General features: G+C 41.4%; 18 protein-coding genes and 2 pseudogenes. 15 read left to right on the forward strand and 5 right to left on the reverse strand.

The window, feature by feature from the left end:
• The first annotated feature begins 3 nt into the window (after positions 1-3).
• From JOC54_RS00790 to JOC54_RS00805, 4 genes and pseudogenes are all read left to right on the forward strand, one after another.
• Positions 4-1,659: a sigma-54 interaction domain-containing protein gene (locus JOC54_RS00790; RefSeq protein WP_367617743.1), complete on the forward strand. Its 1,656-nt coding sequence runs from the start codon at positions 4-6 to the stop codon at positions 1,657-1,659.
• Between the two features lie 310 nt (positions 1,660-1,969).
• Positions 1,970-3,360: pseudogene (locus JOC54_RS00795) on the forward strand (GntP family permease).
• A 33-nt stretch (positions 3,361-3,393) separates the two neighbouring features.
• Positions 3,394-4,107 (forward strand): CoA transferase subunit A, encoded by a 714-nt coding sequence (locus JOC54_RS00800; protein WP_204463673.1) that lies wholly within the window; start codon positions 3,394-3,396, stop codon positions 4,105-4,107.
• On the forward strand, positions 4,104-4,745 hold the full coding sequence (locus tag JOC54_RS00805) for a 3-oxoacid CoA-transferase subunit B (RefSeq protein ID WP_204463675.1): 642 nt from the start codon (positions 4,104-4,106) through the stop codon (positions 4,743-4,745). The genes JOC54_RS00800 and JOC54_RS00805 overlap by 4 nt, the downstream gene beginning before the upstream one ends.
• 113 nt (positions 4,746-4,858) lie before the next feature.
• Here the strand turns inward: JOC54_RS00805 and JOC54_RS00810 are convergent, their stop codons facing one another.
• The gene (locus tag JOC54_RS00810) at positions 4,859-5,179 is read right to left on the reverse strand and encodes a hypothetical protein (RefSeq protein WP_204463677.1); all 321 of its coding nucleotides are present in this window, start codon (positions 5,177-5,179) and stop codon (positions 4,859-4,861) included.
• Positions 5,180-5,373: 194 nt separating this feature from the next.
• On the opposite strand from JOC54_RS00810, the gene map reads away from it, so the two are divergent.
• The 8 genes and pseudogenes from map to JOC54_RS00850 all read left to right on the forward strand — a co-directional run bounded on the left by map (position 5,374) and on the right by JOC54_RS00850 (position 10,004).
• Positions 5,374-6,114, forward strand: coding sequence for a type I methionyl aminopeptidase (gene map, locus JOC54_RS00815; RefSeq protein ID WP_204463679.1), 741 nt, complete (start codon positions 5,374-5,376; stop codon positions 6,112-6,114).
• A 118-nt stretch (positions 6,115-6,232) separates the two neighbouring features.
• Positions 6,233-6,679: pseudogene (locus JOC54_RS00820) on the forward strand (HAD-IIIA family hydrolase); the annotation flags it as partial.
• The gene (locus JOC54_RS00825; RefSeq protein ID WP_204463681.1) at positions 6,680-7,396 is read left to right on the forward strand and encodes a class I SAM-dependent methyltransferase; all 717 of its coding nucleotides are present in this window, start codon (positions 6,680-6,682) and stop codon (positions 7,394-7,396) included. It begins immediately after the preceding pseudogene.
• A gap of 28 nt (positions 7,397-7,424) precedes the next feature.
• The gene (locus JOC54_RS00830; RefSeq protein ID WP_204463683.1) at positions 7,425-7,715 is read left to right on the forward strand and encodes a hypothetical protein; all 291 of its coding nucleotides are present in this window, start codon (positions 7,425-7,427) and stop codon (positions 7,713-7,715) included.
• A 108-nt stretch (positions 7,716-7,823) separates the two neighbouring features.
• The gene (locus tag JOC54_RS00835; RefSeq protein ID WP_204463685.1) at positions 7,824-8,057 is read left to right on the forward strand and encodes a hypothetical protein; all 234 of its coding nucleotides are present in this window, start codon (positions 7,824-7,826) and stop codon (positions 8,055-8,057) included.
• Between the two features lie 146 nt (positions 8,058-8,203).
• Positions 8,204-8,473 (forward strand): hypothetical protein, encoded by a 270-nt coding sequence (locus JOC54_RS00840; protein WP_204463688.1) that lies wholly within the window; start codon positions 8,204-8,206, stop codon positions 8,471-8,473.
• Positions 8,474-8,491: 18 nt separating this feature from the next.
• Positions 8,492-9,181 (forward strand): YdbC family protein, encoded by a 690-nt coding sequence (locus JOC54_RS00845; RefSeq protein WP_204463690.1) that lies wholly within the window; start codon positions 8,492-8,494, stop codon positions 9,179-9,181.
• Entirely contained in the window at positions 9,138-10,004 is an 867-nt protein-coding gene (locus JOC54_RS00850; RefSeq protein ID WP_204463692.1) for a protein kinase domain-containing protein, read from the forward strand. Before JOC54_RS00845 ends, JOC54_RS00850 begins: the two co-directional genes overlap by 44 nt.
• Before the next feature lie 54 nt (positions 10,005-10,058).
• Here the strand turns inward: JOC54_RS00850 and JOC54_RS00855 are convergent, their stop codons facing one another.
• Positions 10,059-10,925 (reverse strand): DUF4412 domain-containing protein, encoded by an 867-nt coding sequence (locus JOC54_RS00855; protein WP_204463694.1) that lies wholly within the window; start codon positions 10,923-10,925, stop codon positions 10,059-10,061.
• Between the two features lie 239 nt (positions 10,926-11,164).
• Between JOC54_RS00855 and JOC54_RS00860 the strand changes: the two genes are divergently transcribed.
• Positions 11,165-11,650 carry a hypothetical protein gene (locus JOC54_RS00860; RefSeq protein ID WP_204463696.1) on the forward strand — a complete coding sequence of 162 codons (486 nt, stop codon included), beginning with the start codon at positions 11,165-11,167 and terminating at the stop codon, positions 11,648-11,650.
• Between the two features lie 180 nt (positions 11,651-11,830).
• Positions 11,831-12,061, forward strand: coding sequence for a helix-turn-helix domain-containing protein (locus JOC54_RS00865; RefSeq protein ID WP_035417275.1), 231 nt, complete (start codon positions 11,831-11,833; stop codon positions 12,059-12,061).
• A gap of 126 nt (positions 12,062-12,187) precedes the next feature.
• Here JOC54_RS00865 and JOC54_RS23065 read toward each other — a convergent pair whose 3' ends face one another.
• The 3 genes from JOC54_RS23065 to JOC54_RS00870 form a co-directional block, all read right to left on the reverse strand.
• Entirely contained in the window at positions 12,188-12,316 is a 129-nt protein-coding gene (locus tag JOC54_RS23065; RefSeq protein ID WP_275582658.1) for a hypothetical protein, read from the reverse strand.
• Positions 12,317-12,454: 138 nt separating this feature from the next.
• A complete protein-coding gene (locus JOC54_RS23070; protein ID WP_275582659.1) occupies positions 12,455-12,577 on the reverse strand; it encodes a hypothetical protein in 123 nt (40 codons plus the stop codon).
• Complete coding sequence (locus tag JOC54_RS00870; protein ID WP_204463697.1) at positions 12,574-13,659, reverse strand: response regulator aspartate phosphatase; 1,086 nt, start codon at positions 13,657-13,659, stop codon at positions 12,574-12,576. The genes JOC54_RS23070 and JOC54_RS00870 overlap by 4 nt, the downstream gene beginning before the upstream one ends.
• A gap of 173 nt (positions 13,660-13,832) precedes the next feature.
• On the opposite strand from JOC54_RS00870, the gene JOC54_RS00875 reads away from it, so the two are divergent.
• Positions 13,833-14,261: a bleomycin resistance protein gene (locus JOC54_RS00875; RefSeq protein ID WP_204463698.1), complete on the forward strand. Its 429-nt coding sequence runs from the start codon at positions 13,833-13,835 to the stop codon at positions 14,259-14,261.
• Positions 14,262-14,373 lie beyond the last annotated feature (112 nt).

Genomic DNA, 14,373 nt, shown 5'->3' on the forward strand with positions numbered 1-14,373 from the left:
ACGGTGGATACTCAACAACAGCCTTCGTTTCTTGAAAGCGGTACCGAGTACGAAGCGACCGCTGTCTTTGCCGTGCGTGATGACCGCGACCTTATTGCTTCAAATGAGACTGGCGATCAGCTTTTAGAACGCAGTGGTTATTCATCCCAAAAAGAATACTCATTTGAAAAGGAATGGATTCCTCGTTTATGTGCGTTGATTGAGCAGGCTGGTGACAACGTATACGTTCATAAAGAAAACTGGCGAGTCAATGGCGAAGAAAGCCTGCTTTATTTCTTGAGCGTAACCAAGCAGGAAGCTGCTTTAAAAGGGGATTCGCAGGAACGCAAACTGCTCGATATGATTGAACATACATATGATGGACTCGTGATGGTCGACCAAAATGGTTACGTGCAAATGTTTTCACAAGCCTATGCCGATTTCATCCAAGTGAATCAGGCTGAATCGATTGGAAAACATGTGACAGAAGTCATTCCCAATACGCGCATGCACATCGTCGCCAAGTCTGGGGTAGAAGAAACCGCGCAGCTACAAAAGGTCGGCAATAACTACATTATTGTAACAAGAACGCCGATGTACAAAGGTTCTGAGCTGGTTGGTGCTGTCGGAAAGCTGTTGTTTAAAAATATCGGGCAGTTCTCAGCCTTGTTCAGACGTTTAAATATGCTCGAAAAAGAGGTACGCAAATATAAAGGTGAGTTTCGCGATCGCAACAAAGCGTCCTATTCGTTTCAAAACTTGATAGGAAATAGCCGAGCGTTTACCCATGTCATCAAACAGGCGAAAAAAGCGGCGGAAGGGAACGCGACGATTCTACTCCTTGGTGAAAGTGGAACAGGAAAAGAGCTCTTTGCCCATTCGATTCATCAAGCAAGCTCCCGGGCGATGGGGGTGTTTGTCAAAGTTAATTGCGCAGCTATCCCAAATGATCTGCTGGAAGCGGAGTTATTCGGCTATGAAGAAGGCTCGTTTACGGGGGCAAAAAAAGGCGGCAAGCTCGGTAAATTCGAGGTCGCTGATGGAGGAACCATTTTTCTAGATGAAATTGGTGAACTTCCTCTCCACATGCAGGTGAAGCTGCTTCGTGTCTTGCAGGAACGAGAGGTGGAGCGGGTTGGTGGGTTAACTACAAAACCTGTTGATGTCCGCGTCATCGCGGCGACAAATCAATCCTTGCACTCACTTGTTGAAAAAGGCGAGTTTCGACTTGATTTGTACTACCGACTGAAGGTAATTGAACTTCACATTCCCGCACTGCGAGAGCGGACTTCAGATATTGAGCCACTTCTTTACTTTTTGATAAAGAAGTATGAAGCCATTCTCGGTATTGAAGTTACAGGTATTGATCCACAAACCGTACAGCTCCTTCGTGCCTATCATTTTCCAGGAAACATTCGCGAGTTAGAAAACATTGTTGAACGGGCATTGAATTTAATGAACAGCGTTGATTCGTTCACGCCACTCTTATTGCCACTGGAAGTCATCGGTAAAGAAGAAGAGGACGACGTTCTGACACTTGCTGCACAACTAGAGGAAGCTGAAATAAAGGCTATCGCCCAGTGTTTAAAGAGGACAAAAGGCAATAAATCCGAAGCGGCTAAACTGCTCGGAATTAGTCGAACAACGTTCTACGAGAAAATGGCAAAGCATCGGTTTTAAAAAAGACCTCTTTTTCTTACAAGGAAAAGAGGTCTTTTTTTGCTGAAATCGCCGAACTGTTCGGTTTTCTGAACAACTTTATACTAGGTTTACGTTTGCTGTACTGATTACCGGACAGTAAAAGCGTATTTACTTTCATCCTGCGCGGGCTGGTTAACAAATGGCTGAGATGGAGGAAGAAAAAGAGTCCAATTTGGCTGAAAACCGTACAAAAAACGTTGGCATGGTTTTTGCTTATGTAAAAAGAGGAAGCGCAATCGATTAGTTGGTAACGCTTTCTAATTGATTTTTATAGAGAGGAGTGAGCCAAGTGTTCATTGATATTCTTGCGATTGTGCTTGCGCTTGGACTATTAATTTTCTTAGCTTATCGAGGTTATCCCGTTATTATTATTGCTCCCCTTGTAACGCTGTTAGCCGTTGTGTTATCAGGAGGAGCGCTACTGCCGAGCTACACGGAAACCTACATGACGAACGCGGCAAACTAAACTACATTAAAACGTTCTTTCCAATTTTCCTATTAGGTGCCGTATTCGGAAAGGTGATGGATATGACCGGGGCTGCCGCTTCAATTGCCCATCGTATCGTCCAATCGTTCGGGCAAAAGCGAGCCATTCTCGCCGTTGTGCTTGCCTGTGCGGCATTGACGTATGGCGGCGTTTCCCTATTCGTCGTTGCGTTTGCAGTCTATCCGTTTGCGGCGGCTATTTTTAAAGAAGCCGGTATTCCGAAGCGGTTGATTCCAGCAACAATTGCCCTTGGAGCCTTTACGTTTACAATGGATTCCATGCCCGGAACACCGCAGATTCAGAACATCATACCAACAAGTTATTTTGGAACAGATGCATACGCAGCTCCGCTTGTCGGCTTATCCTGTACGGTTATGATTCTTGGAATTGGGATGTGGTGGTTGGAACGCCGCCGCAAGCAGGCGTTAGCGATTGGAGAAGGATACGGAACCAATCATAAAAACGAACCAGAACCAATTGACGAAAAAACGTTGCCACCATTTTGGTTATCAATTGTGCCGCTTGTTCTTGTTATTATCTTTAACTTTATCTTCAGCCGCACATCACTATCGGTTCGTTACTGGTATGATTCAGCGTTGCTTGAGAACACATACGGAATTGTTGACGTTGGAACGGTTGTATCCAACTGGTCGTTAATCATCGCGCTATCGATCGGAATTTTGGCGGCGATGCTGCTTAATGTGAAGAAGATTCGCCTAACGCTCGCCCAAGGTTTGACGACAGCAGCGACAGGCGCGCTACTGGCGATTTTTAATACGGCATCTGAAGTTGGTTTTGGAAACGTTGTCAGTAAGCTTCCTGGTTTCAGCGCGATTTCCGAGTGGGTCTTCCAAGCAAGTGACAACCCGATTCTATCGGAAACAATCGCGGTTAACGTGCTTGCGGGAATTACAGGTTCCGCCTCCGGTGGACTGTCAATCGCGCTTGAACTGATGGGGTCTTATTACTTACAAGTGGCAAATACGATGGGCATTAGCCCTGAGCTTCTGCACCGTTTCGCCTCAATGGCCTCAGGCGGGATGGATACACTGCCCCATAACGGTGCGGTTATTACGTTACTTGCCATTACCGGATTAACGCATCGTCAATCATATAAAGATATTTTTGTTATTACAATTTTTAAAACAGCGATTGTCTTCTTTTTAGCTATCATGGTATCGCTGTTTATTTAAAAAGAGAGAGTTTGTAGAGGAGAGGAAATCATTATGAGTAAAGTTGTAGAGTCCCTATCGGACGTGATGCACCATATTGAAGACGGCTTAACCCTAGTCGTTGGCGGATTTGGCTTATGTGGAATCCCAGAGAATTTAATTCAAGCCGTGAAAGAAAAAGGCGTTCGTCGATTGACTGTTGTCAGTAACAATTGTGGGGTTGATGACTTTGGACTTGGTCTTTTATTAGAAGAAAAGCAAATTGATAAAATGATTGCTTCTTACGTCGGCGAAAACAAGCGCTTTGAACAACAGTTTCTCAATGGCGAGCTTGATGTCGAGCTTGTGCCTCAAGGAACGCTTGCTGAGCGTCTCCGAGCAGGTGGGGCAGGTATTCCAGCTTTTTATACAGCGACGGGTGTCGGAACGGAAGTGGCTGTCGGAAAAGAAGAGCGGGAGTTTGCGGGCAAGTCCTTTATTCTCGAAGAAGGTATCGTTGGTGATGTCGCGCTTGTTCATGCGTGGAAAGCTGATCCATTTGGCAATCTTGTTTTCCGCAAAACAGCGCGAAACTTTAACCCACTTGTTGCTGCTGCTGGCAAAGTAACGATTGTTGAAGTGGAACAACTTGTCGGAGTGGGCGAACTTAATCCTGATGAGATTCACACACCCGGCATCTATGTACAGCATGTAATTGTCGCAGAGAAGGTAGAGAAACGAATTGAAAAACGAACCGTTGCTGCTGTAAAGGAGGATGCTTCATTATGAATCAATCAAGACAACGGATTTTAACGCGCGCGGTAGAAGAAGTGAAAGATGGCATGTGCGTCAATCTCGGAATCGGCATGCCAACGTTAATTGCGAACATCATTCCAAGTGACGTTCATGTTATGTTGCAATCAGAAAACGGGCTGCTTGGCATTGGTGCCTATCCAGCTGAAAGCGAAGTTGATCCAGATTTAATTAACGCTGGCAAAGAAACCGTTACGGCAAAACAAGGTGCATCTTATTTTGACAGCGCCGAATCATTTGCGATGATTAGAGGCGGACATATTGACCTTGCGATTTTAGGCGGTATGGAAGTATCGGAGACGGGTGATCTTGCCAACTGGATGATTCCAGGAAAAATGGTGAAGGGCATGGGCGGGGCAATGGACCTCGTTCAAGGCGCGAAAAACATCGTCGTCATTATGGATCACACAAATAAATACGGAGAATCCAAAGTAAAGCGTAGCTGCACGCTTCCGTTAACAGGCAAAGCTGTTGTTAACCGCTTAATTACCGATTTAGCTGTATTTGAATTCGCAAACGGAGAAATGACGCTGCTCGAACTACAAGAAGGTGTCTCGATTGCGGAACTGAAAGAAAAGACAGAGGCCCAGTTTTCATTGGGGCGATATCAGTAAAGAAAATGAATGTAATTGGCTCCCTTCAACGTAAACACTAAAAGAGTGTAACCGATGAAGAGAGCTTTTTTGCCAATGTGTCTAATAAGCAAAATCGATTTATGGTTAGAGTATTAACCACCTGTCGGAAAGTAATCAATCGTTGAGAGTTCTCCAACATTTTCTTCATCATGCGTTAGGTTCATTTCGTACTGCACATTTAATTCAATTAAACTCCAAACGTTGCTATCCTGTACATCAATCGTATACGTTACCCTAGGGGTTGATTCAGCAATCGTTTCTGCCGTTATGAAAAAAGAATCATCCTGCTCAAATTTGTCCGTAACTTCAACGATAGCGAATGTTTGCCAGAGCTCGTCATCAGAAGTGCATGATGATAAAAAGAGTAAAAAAAGGACAGGGAAGAATAAAGGATAAAACGATTTACGTTTCATATAGACCCTCCTAAATTGTGGTTATTACGACTTTAACATAGGTAGAAAGATAATTTCCTATTTTTAGTAGAATTGAAGCATATTAAAACAAAAACTGCTGTAACAGAGGCTTCTTGCAAATAAGAAGCCTCTTTTTTGCAATCAAGTTTATGCTAAAATGAAGAAATATACGAATAAAGAAAGTAGGCTACCCGATGATTGCAAAAACAGAACAAGACATACAAGGTTTAAAAGAGATTGGCGCGGTTGTCGCTGCCATTAGAAATCAACTTGTGGAGCGCACAAAACCGGGCGTAACAACGAAAGAGCTGGATGATGTGGCAGGTGACTTGTTTGAACAAGCAGGCGCCGTTTCTGCCCCGAAAAGCCAGTATGATTTTCCAGGCTATACGTGTATTAGCGTCAATGACGAAGTCGCTCATGGCATACCGGGCAAACGGGTCATTCAAGAGGGGGACTTGGTCAACATTGATGTGTCTGGGTCAAAAAACGGCTATTTCGCGGATACGGGCGTTTCGTTTGTGGTTGGTGAAGGAGATGCGAACTTAACGAAGCTATGTGATGTAGCGAAACAGGCATTTGACGCTGGTCTTAAGGAAGCAAAACCAGGCGCGAAAAAAAGTCGCCTCGGAAAAGCCGTGTTTAATACAGCAAGGAAGAATGGATTGACGGTTATTAAAAACCTGACAGGGCACGGGATTGGGCAAGATATACACGAAGCACCTGACCATATCTATAATTACAACGACACGTGGGATGACGAATTATTAATGGATGGGATGGTTATCGCGTTTGAACCGTTTATTTCAACAGCGGAAGAAGAAGTTTTTCAGAAAGAGGACGGCTGGACCTTTGCTACAGAAAAAAGCTACGTCGCTCAATATGAGCATACGATTATATTAAAGAAGGATGGTCCAATTATTACGACGCTGTAATTGTACTGGAGGAGGATGTATGGTCCAAGAGATACAAGCTGTGTTCATTGATCGAGACGGGACAATGGGTGGAACGGGTCACTTTATCCACCCTAATGATTTTTAGCCGTATCCATTCACCCAAAAAGCACTAGAAAAGCTAAAAAATCACGGCGTGAAGCTATTTGCTCTTACGAATCAGCACCGGATTAGTAAGGGCGAGGCAACAGTAGCGGACTTTCAAACGGAATTTGACGAGCTGGGCTTCGATGATTCATTTATCTGTCCTCATAGTCCAACTGAACGGTGCGGATGTCATAAACCTGAGATTGGCTTGCTTTTAGAAGCTCAACAAAAACATCAGTTAGATCTAAAAAAGATCGTTATTATCGGAGATGTAGGTTCAACGGATATGTTAGCTGCACATAAAGTTGGTGCATACAAAATATTGGTTGCAACAGGCTGGGGCAGGCGCTCGAAAAGTGATTATCGCCAGACTTGGCTAGAGACAGAGGCTGACTATTATGCAGAGCACTTGCTTGATGCCGTTAATTGGATTCTAAACAAGGAAAAAGGTGCCAAGTAGATGATACCACTCGTATATGATCAAGTTAATCAGTGGGGCAAAGACGATGAATTCTTTTTACAGTTGTTGAAAAAGGTACAGCCGCAGAAAGTAGCCGATTTAGGCTGTGGCACAGGAAGGTTTACAATCCACCTAGCAAAAGCTGGCTACGATGTAACCGCAATTGATCCGAATGCTGAAGCAATTGCTTTAGCGAAGGAGAAAAAACATGCCGCCGAAATAAACTGGATGATTGGTGATAGCGCCACGCTACCATCAGAGACGTTTGATGCTGTCATCATGACGGCTAATGTCGCCCAGGTCTTTTTGACGGATAAAAGCTGGCAACAAACCCTTGCCGACGTGTACCGCTCTTTAAAACCAGATGGACACTTTCTCTTTGATGCACGTAACCCGAGCGCAAAAATATGGGAAACGTGGGAACAAGACCAAACCCCTGACCGGGCAGTAGACGAGGCAACTGGTGATCCACTTGAAGTCTGGACAGCGTATGATGGTTTTATCAATGGTGTGTATACGTTTTATGAAACAGTTAAACATGCAACAACAGATGAAATTCTTGTGCACGAAAAAATGCAGCTAAAATTCCGCACTGAGGAAGAGATTACGAATTCGCTAGAGCAAGCTGGTTTTGCACAAGTGCATGCTTATGGTGACTTTGACTGGAAAGCAGCAGGAGCGGAAACGAAAGCATTTGTTTTTCACAGTGTAAAGTAAGTCGTAACCAATCGAGGAGGCTTTCTTAATGAATGGGAGAATAAAAAGTCCAAAAACGGTGCTCTTATTTTGTGTTAGTCTGTTTGTTTCATTATTAATGGTTCTATTAGATCCAATTGCGATGGCAACAAATGAGTTTGTTACAATGCCGATGATTTTGCTTATTGTTGTTGGTGCAGTCTTATCGGTTATCCTTGCATGTATTGTGTTAAATGCTAAAGAGAGTAGTACGATTCTCGCATTATTAGGTTTCCTTCTCACAATCGGAAATGCCTCAATTATTGCTTTCTTTATCTACTTCGGCGCGAATTTTGCATAACTATGGTAAGGTTTCCTCTACTATCCAGAAGAGCGAACCTTTTTTTATTAAAGCATTTGAAACATGACAGACGTCGCAAACGTAACTGAAGAAAGGAGGGAGAGAAGGATGAAACCGTTTGTCGTATTTATTCTAGCCTTTTGCTTGTTGTATCCCGTAGCGATGATCGCATCTGGCTGGTTACTAACCGTTTTACATGTTCCGAATCTAGAACAATCTGCAGGACAGGGGATTGTTACAGAACAGTATTATCTAATTCCGTTTATTCTCATCGTACTATGTGCGAGTCTTGCTTATTTCGTCTCACGGGTGTTTTTTGCGCGAAAAGAAGCAAGTCGATGAAGGGGTGAGGAGGGGTGCTGGAATTTTTTAATCAACAGACTGTTATCATCCTCTATTTATTTGTTATCTTATATGTGAATGTCGGTTATTTAAAGGATTATCGATAAATTCAAGCGGATTTAAAGGACGCATCAAGCGAGGATACATTGTTTAATACAGAAGGGTGGATAATTACGCTATTATTAATCGGTTTCACAGCGATGAGAAGCTGGATTATTTATTATATTGCCTATCAGTCAACAGATGCACGTATTCTTTTTCTGATGATGCTCGTTTTTATCGTTATTGATTGTTACCATGTCCTGTTTAATTCTCGTGTCGAGAGGCTTGGGAAGACGCGAATTCCTCTCATGCGAAATGTTATTGATACGAATTTTATCGTGGGGTTTTTATTTTATCTTATCTTTATAAACTAGAAAGAATAGGGTGCTGGGATGATCATTAAGCAAATTGCTTGCGACGTAATGGAAGCAAAAAAAGAGCTCTTTTCATCTGGGCAGCGAAAATGGAACGCGCTCGAACAGGTAGACGGGTTTATTGGGCAGTTCGGTGGCTGGAGTGATAAGGAGAAAAATCTAGCTCATTTGTTTTCTTTTTGGGAGAACGAAGCAGCTTATCAATCCTTTATGAAAAGCGAACACGATCGGATAGCTGATTTTGCAAAGCAATCGGAGAGTATAACGGCGATTGATGTTACGATAGTTAAGAACATTTATAACATTAAATCTGTGATTGGTTTTAAGAAAGCAGATGTAGGAGCTACATACATACGCTTTACAAACCCTGTTGTGAAGGAGTGCCGCGCTACACATTTTGAACAAATGCAGGCAGATGTATGGAATACGGGAATGGCACAGCAACAAGGAATGAAAGCAGGTTCTTTTGCCAAAAGCGCATCGGTCACCGGTTCCTATCTAATTTTAACGCAGTGGGACAGCAAAGCAGCTCATCACGATTACACGATGAGTAAACTCAATTTTCTAAAAGAAGCAAGTAACGTTAACGTCGATGTTTCAGCGATTGGTGGAGACGTTTTTACAGTAGAACCATCTTGGTGCTTGTCAAAATGGAAAAGAAAAGATGAAGCTTTTGCAGATCATTCATTTAGGAAAAGTAACATTTGAGCTGAAAGAGTCGCATCGGTTTGATTGGCTGATCCCTATGGGCGAGGTCTTTACCGTATTCGATCAGCAAGATTCAGGCAATCTGAGCTTTGGCGTTGAAAGAGATGGAGTCAGGACATTCGTCAAATATGCTGGCGCAAAACCAACAGAATTCACTGGGAAACCAGAGAAGGCAGTGGCACAACTAAAGCAGACAGCGCTTATTTATGAGGAGTTACAGCACCCCAATCTCATTCGTATGCTTGATCATTTTCAAACGGAGCAAGGCTACGTGCTTGTTTTTGAATGGTTTGATGGGGAGTGTCTGCACTCGCATTGGTCATTCTCTCCACCGCTTAAGTATACGGATCCTAAATCGCCAACCTATCGCTATAAGCAGCTTCCAATTGAGCAACGGCTGACATCCTTTGATGCGATCGTCGAATTTTGTCAACATGTGGAGAGAAATAATTATGTTGCGGTCGATATTTATGATGGAAGTATTTTATATGATTTTTCAAACGATCGAACAAAAATTTGCGATATTGATTACTTCCAGAAGAAACCTTTTGTGAACACGATGGGTCGGTTATGGGGCTCCAGCCGATTTATGGCACCAGAAGAGTTTGAGTTAGGGGCAGCAATTGATGGACGAACGAATGTCTACAATCTTGGCGCCACCGCATTCGCGCTACTAGGTGGGGAAACGGATCGTTCCTTTTCCAAATGGGCAGCAGGAGAGGCGTTGTATCAAGTGGCGATGAAGGCCGTTCAAGCAGGTCGTATGGAGCGATATGAATCCATTGCTGAGTTTCAACAAGCTTGGAAGGAAGCGGCGGGTTAAGTTTTTACTACACCGTAAAAAAAGGAAACGAATACTCGTTTCCTTTTCGACGTTCTAGCCAATTGTGTCTTCCATACTTCCATCAACAACCTCAATATCATCAGGGGCTTGGAATTGGGATAGATCCGGCTCGATGTTTAATTCATATTCAACGACGGTGTTCATGCCGCCACCTTCTGTTTGGAATTCACCATCTTGGCTCTCGGATTCAGAGTTTAACGTGCTTTGAATTTCAAAGAATGTTTCTGTATCAAACCAAAGCTCCGTTACCTCGCCATCTTCTTCAACGGAGATGTGATAGGTTTGAAACCCATTAATTTCTTCTTCTCCAAGAAATTCAACTTCGCCATTTTCAAGCATTTGTTCATATGGATAAGCGTACTCAGAGAACGAGAAGTCGCTGATGTCTGGACCTTCATATCGAATCGCTTCCGTATCGCCTTCATCATAAGAAATAAGGTAATTGGGGTCTTCTGCGTCAGTAAAAGAAATCGTTGTACCCATATTTTGCTCTTCTGGGTCTTGACCTTCTTCATTTACAATGGACGTGATAGAGTTTTCATTTCTCTGATAAAAATCGCCATCTTGAATCACTTGTAGCTGTGTTTCGGTGATGTTCATTTCAATTTCAGCATCACCAGCTTCTTCATCATCCGGCATGCTGATGTTTTGATCAAGCGTACCTTCGCGAACAACGTACAAACTAGTAACATCATCATAAAGGGCAATCGCCTCGTTTAAAACATCTTCACCCGTCATTGAGTTTTCGCCATTCGTATCGCTTTCATTTTCTTCAGTTGCGTTCTCTTCTGTAGCTGTTTCTTGATCATTGCTGTCCGCGTCTCCGTTGGCATCGTCTGAACCGCATGCTGTGAGAAGAACGGTAGAACTAAGAATAGAAGTAAATAAAATCTTTTTCATGTTGGAATCCCTCGCAATCTGTGATTACTTCTTGTCTTCCCGCTCATTAAAATTGTAAACGATTAGGATGAAAGTTATATAATTCAAAAAAAGGGAATGGAAATGCTAGAGCTAATTTAGAGGGGATGTAGTTTGATCTTTACTTAGTAGAAGCTTTCACAAATAAAAGATCTCTTGTGAAATTTATCGTTTATCGATAAAATGTTAAGAGAGTCTTTTTAAAACGTGGAGGTGTTTTTATGACAAGAAAAAGAATGATTGTAGCATTAATTCCTATCCTCGGTATTCTGATCGTAGCCGCTATTTTTTTCTACCCAGCTTATCCGTTTTTAACGTCATCAACTGACTTAAGCGAAGAGTCTATTGGACCATTCCATTTAAATGAACAGCTTGACGAGGCTGAGTTTGCTTCTTTTGGAAACTATAAAAAGAGTGATCAGCAAGGTGGTTACGGCTACTTAGTAGAAGGAAGCCATTATGTGAAAACGAATGAGTCAGGTGAAATCGTATCCATCTCAATAGGCCGAGGGTTTTCGACTAGCTCTGGAATTGAAATCGATGATCCAGTTGAAAAAGTGATTGATGTCTATGGCGATCACTATTACACGTACCGTGAGATGGGATTAGGTGATGCGATTGTATACATTGATCGTGACAATGCACGGGAGCTCACGGTGTGGACCATGGATGACCATGTAACGGGTGTTTGGTTGAATGAGAGATAACGCGGAATAATTCTCTCAACGGCTTTTTTAGCCACTTTTATAATTTACAATCGTGGGTTTAGGGATGACCAACGAATAGGAGTTTGCTTAATCAAGGATAGATATGTAGAATTAATAGTGAGAGATTACGAGAAAGACCGTTACTTCAAGTTTAAGTTGTAAAACCTTGGAGGTGGAGATGTGAATGGATTAAGTGATAATGAGAAGCAGCACATGATTGAAGTCATGATGGCAAGGAGAAAAGAATTAGGTATTACTAGGGCAGAATTGGCTTTGAAGACAGGTATAAGCCAACAGCATATTCGAAAGCTTGAAAAGAAGATTAATACGGCTTATATGAATGATTATTTAATGATGGCTGATGTTGTAGCACTGGAAATAATGAAAAGAGATCTAAAATTAAATGATTGAAGCTGTCATAAGAAGGAAGGCTGTTTCAGTATAGACCTTCTTGTTTTACGCAATGAATAAATAATTACCGAAAAAAATCTCAAAACTCAAGATTGTTTGAGTTTTGAGATATGAAAGAAATTATTCTCATCCGTAGTCTGTTTTACTTTTTGTTTCAAGGATTGAATTGTCATTTAAATCTGCATGCATTTCCGTTGAGATCGGTGTCACAGCTAACAAAGTAATCGCAATAAGTGCAAACAAATACTTCTTCATCCTTGACCATCTCCAATCGTTTCTGGTTTTAGTTTACATACTTCAGACAATTTTACATTTTGGAGCGTACTTATTCTGATAGGAATCTAATAATAGGTGCAATAATTCGTCAGTTCTGAAACAATAAATATTGATTTATTATACGTAGCCAGTTTTACTTCTAGTTTCAATAGATGGTTCATCACTTCCACTTAAATCAAATGAGATCGGTGTCGCTGTTAATAAAGTAATCGTTATTAAAGCAATCAAGTATTTCTTCATTCTTGACCATCTCCAATCGTCTCAGGATTTAATTTTGCTTGATAAGCAATTTTTAAATATTTTATTACCTTTTCATTATCGCCTTTTTTATCGAATATTTCAATTAATTCTTCAGCAAGTTCACAAACTTCAAAGAATAAACGCGCTTCATATAACTCATCAATTGCCTCATCCACCATACTGAAGTTGTTTTCTATGTATAATCCTTCAATATATTTGCATCTTGTTTTGAACTCAAAGTCGTCAAAATATTGGACGCTTGCTTTTGCTTTCCTAAAAGTTATATTTGCTTCTTCATTGATATTAAGTTTAAATTGTGCATGAGATAGCTCAGTTAGTGTACACATCCCATAATATGAATTACGATGCTCATCAATCTCTAGAGACTCATAGAAATAGGTTGTAGCTGATTTATAATCAGCCTGGGCAAATTTACTTAAACCAATAGCTCTTAGTATTACGCCCGTCATTAGCGAGTGTGTGCTCTCATTTAAGCACTCTTGTAAAATTCGTTCACCCTTCTCATATTGCCTTAATTCTACATAGATAGCACCAATAACTTGTTTATTGTTAACAGCATTATTAATAACTCCTAAACGTCTAAATGCTGTTTCTGCCTGCTCAAGATAGGATAAAGCAAGTAAATATTGATCAATACGGTAGTATGCATAACCCATGTAACCTAAAAAATCTGCCTCTTCCGCATCATCTTTAACATGTTCTAATAATCTCTCGGCTTTGCGGAACATTTTTATAGAAGTCCTAAATTTTTGATTGTTAAACTCATCTTGACCACTGACAAAGTAGTAGAGATACTTTAAGTAATGATCCAATTCAGTCTCAACAAATTTAAACTGGTCTTCCAGGGGTTCAGTTTTGCTACTCTTATCAAGAATGTTATTGTGCCTATATTCTACCAAAGAGTAATAAGCTAACATTTTGTCGTCTTCTTCCATTCTTTTTAGCATTTGCTGTACTTCGTTCTTCAGAAGCGTAGCTTCCTTATAAGAATTTGATAAGATGCAACTATACCACTGGACTATCTTTGCTCCAACTTCTGATGAAGAGAATTTGTCATTCAAAAAATCACCCACCTTGCATCTATTTTTTACCAACCAGGATAACTTTACCATATTTACAAAAGAATATGTCGAATTTTTTGTATTTCCCAACATTTAGAAAGATATTGGGAAAATTTTAAAATGAAACTAATGCATTATATGTTACTTTTTAATCAACAAATGGAGGACCGAACATGTTCAAGTCAAATTCCCTTATCCCAGAACTATCAGTCGCAAATCTAAGCAAGAGCCTGAATTTCTATCTCAACCTTCTTTCATTTAACATCGAGTACGAACGAAAGGAAGACCTATTTGCGATGGTCTCGCTGCAAGGCTCTCAGCTGATGCTTGAACAAATAAACGGGCACTGGCAAACGGCAGAGTTGGCGTATCCATTCGGCCGAGGAATTAATTTTCAGATGGCGGTTGACTCTATTGAGGAGATTTATCGAACTCTACTATTAAATAAATATCCGATAAAGGTAGAAATACAGGAGAACTGGTATCGGGCTGGTGAACGTTCCATCGGACAGAAAGAATTTTTAGTGATGGACCCTGATGGCTATTTATTAAGATTTGTGCAACCGCTAGGAGAAAAGGAAGAGGTTTATTTAAATGACTAAAGCGCCTTTTGTTGTAGCCCAACGCCCAATTGTGGAACGGTATACGGAGGCTCTGCTCAGGATGAATCGCTGTGAGTTATTAATTCCGCTGCTTTCTAGCAATTGTTAACTA

The sequence above is a fragment of the Shouchella xiaoxiensis genome (assembly GCF_016907895.1).
Lineage (GTDB): Bacteria > Bacillota > Bacilli > Bacillales > Bacillaceae_D > Shouchella > Shouchella xiaoxiensis.

Bases quoted from the DNA above. Each gene is read 5' to 3' on its own strand.
- JOC54_RS23070 (WP_275582659.1), bottom strand. From the start codon at position 12,577: ATGAAGAAATACTTGATTGCTTTAATAACGATTACTTTATTAACAGCG.
- JOC54_RS00835 (WP_204463685.1), top strand. From the start codon at position 7,824: ATGAAACCGTTTGTCGTATTTATTCTAGCCTTTTGCTTGTTGTATCCC.
- JOC54_RS00825 (WP_204463681.1), top strand. From the start codon at position 6,680: ATGATACCACTCGTATATGATCAAGTTAATCAGTGGGGCAAAGACGAT.
- JOC54_RS00800 (WP_204463673.1), top strand. From the start codon at position 3,394: ATGAGTAAAGTTGTAGAGTCCCTATCGGACGTGATGCACCATATTGAA.
- JOC54_RS00845 (WP_204463690.1), top strand. From the start codon at position 8,492: ATGATCATTAAGCAAATTGCTTGCGACGTAATGGAAGCAAAAAAAGAG.
- JOC54_RS23065 (WP_275582658.1), bottom strand. From the start codon at position 12,316: ATGAAGAAGTATTTGTTTGCACTTATTGCGATTACTTTGTTAGCTGTG.
- JOC54_RS00855 (WP_204463694.1), bottom strand. From the start codon at position 10,925: ATGAAAAAGATTTTATTTACTTCTATTCTTAGTTCTACCGTTCTTCTC.
- map (WP_204463679.1), top strand. From the start codon at position 5,374: ATGATTGCAAAAACAGAACAAGACATACAAGGTTTAAAAGAGATTGGC.
- JOC54_RS00810 (WP_204463677.1), bottom strand. From the start codon at position 5,179: ATGAAACGTAAATCGTTTTATCCTTTATTCTTCCCTGTCCTTTTTTTA.
- JOC54_RS00860 (WP_204463696.1), top strand. From the start codon at position 11,165: ATGACAAGAAAAAGAATGATTGTAGCATTAATTCCTATCCTCGGTATT.
- JOC54_RS00830 (WP_204463683.1), top strand. From the start codon at position 7,425: ATGAATGGGAGAATAAAAAGTCCAAAAACGGTGCTCTTATTTTGTGTT.
- JOC54_RS00875 (WP_204463698.1), top strand. From the start codon at position 13,833: ATGTTCAAGTCAAATTCCCTTATCCCAGAACTATCAGTCGCAAATCTA.
- JOC54_RS00850 (WP_204463692.1), top strand. From the start codon at position 9,138: ATGAAGCTTTTGCAGATCATTCATTTAGGAAAAGTAACATTTGAGCTG.
- JOC54_RS00805 (WP_204463675.1), top strand. From the start codon at position 4,104: ATGAATCAATCAAGACAACGGATTTTAACGCGCGCGGTAGAAGAAGTG.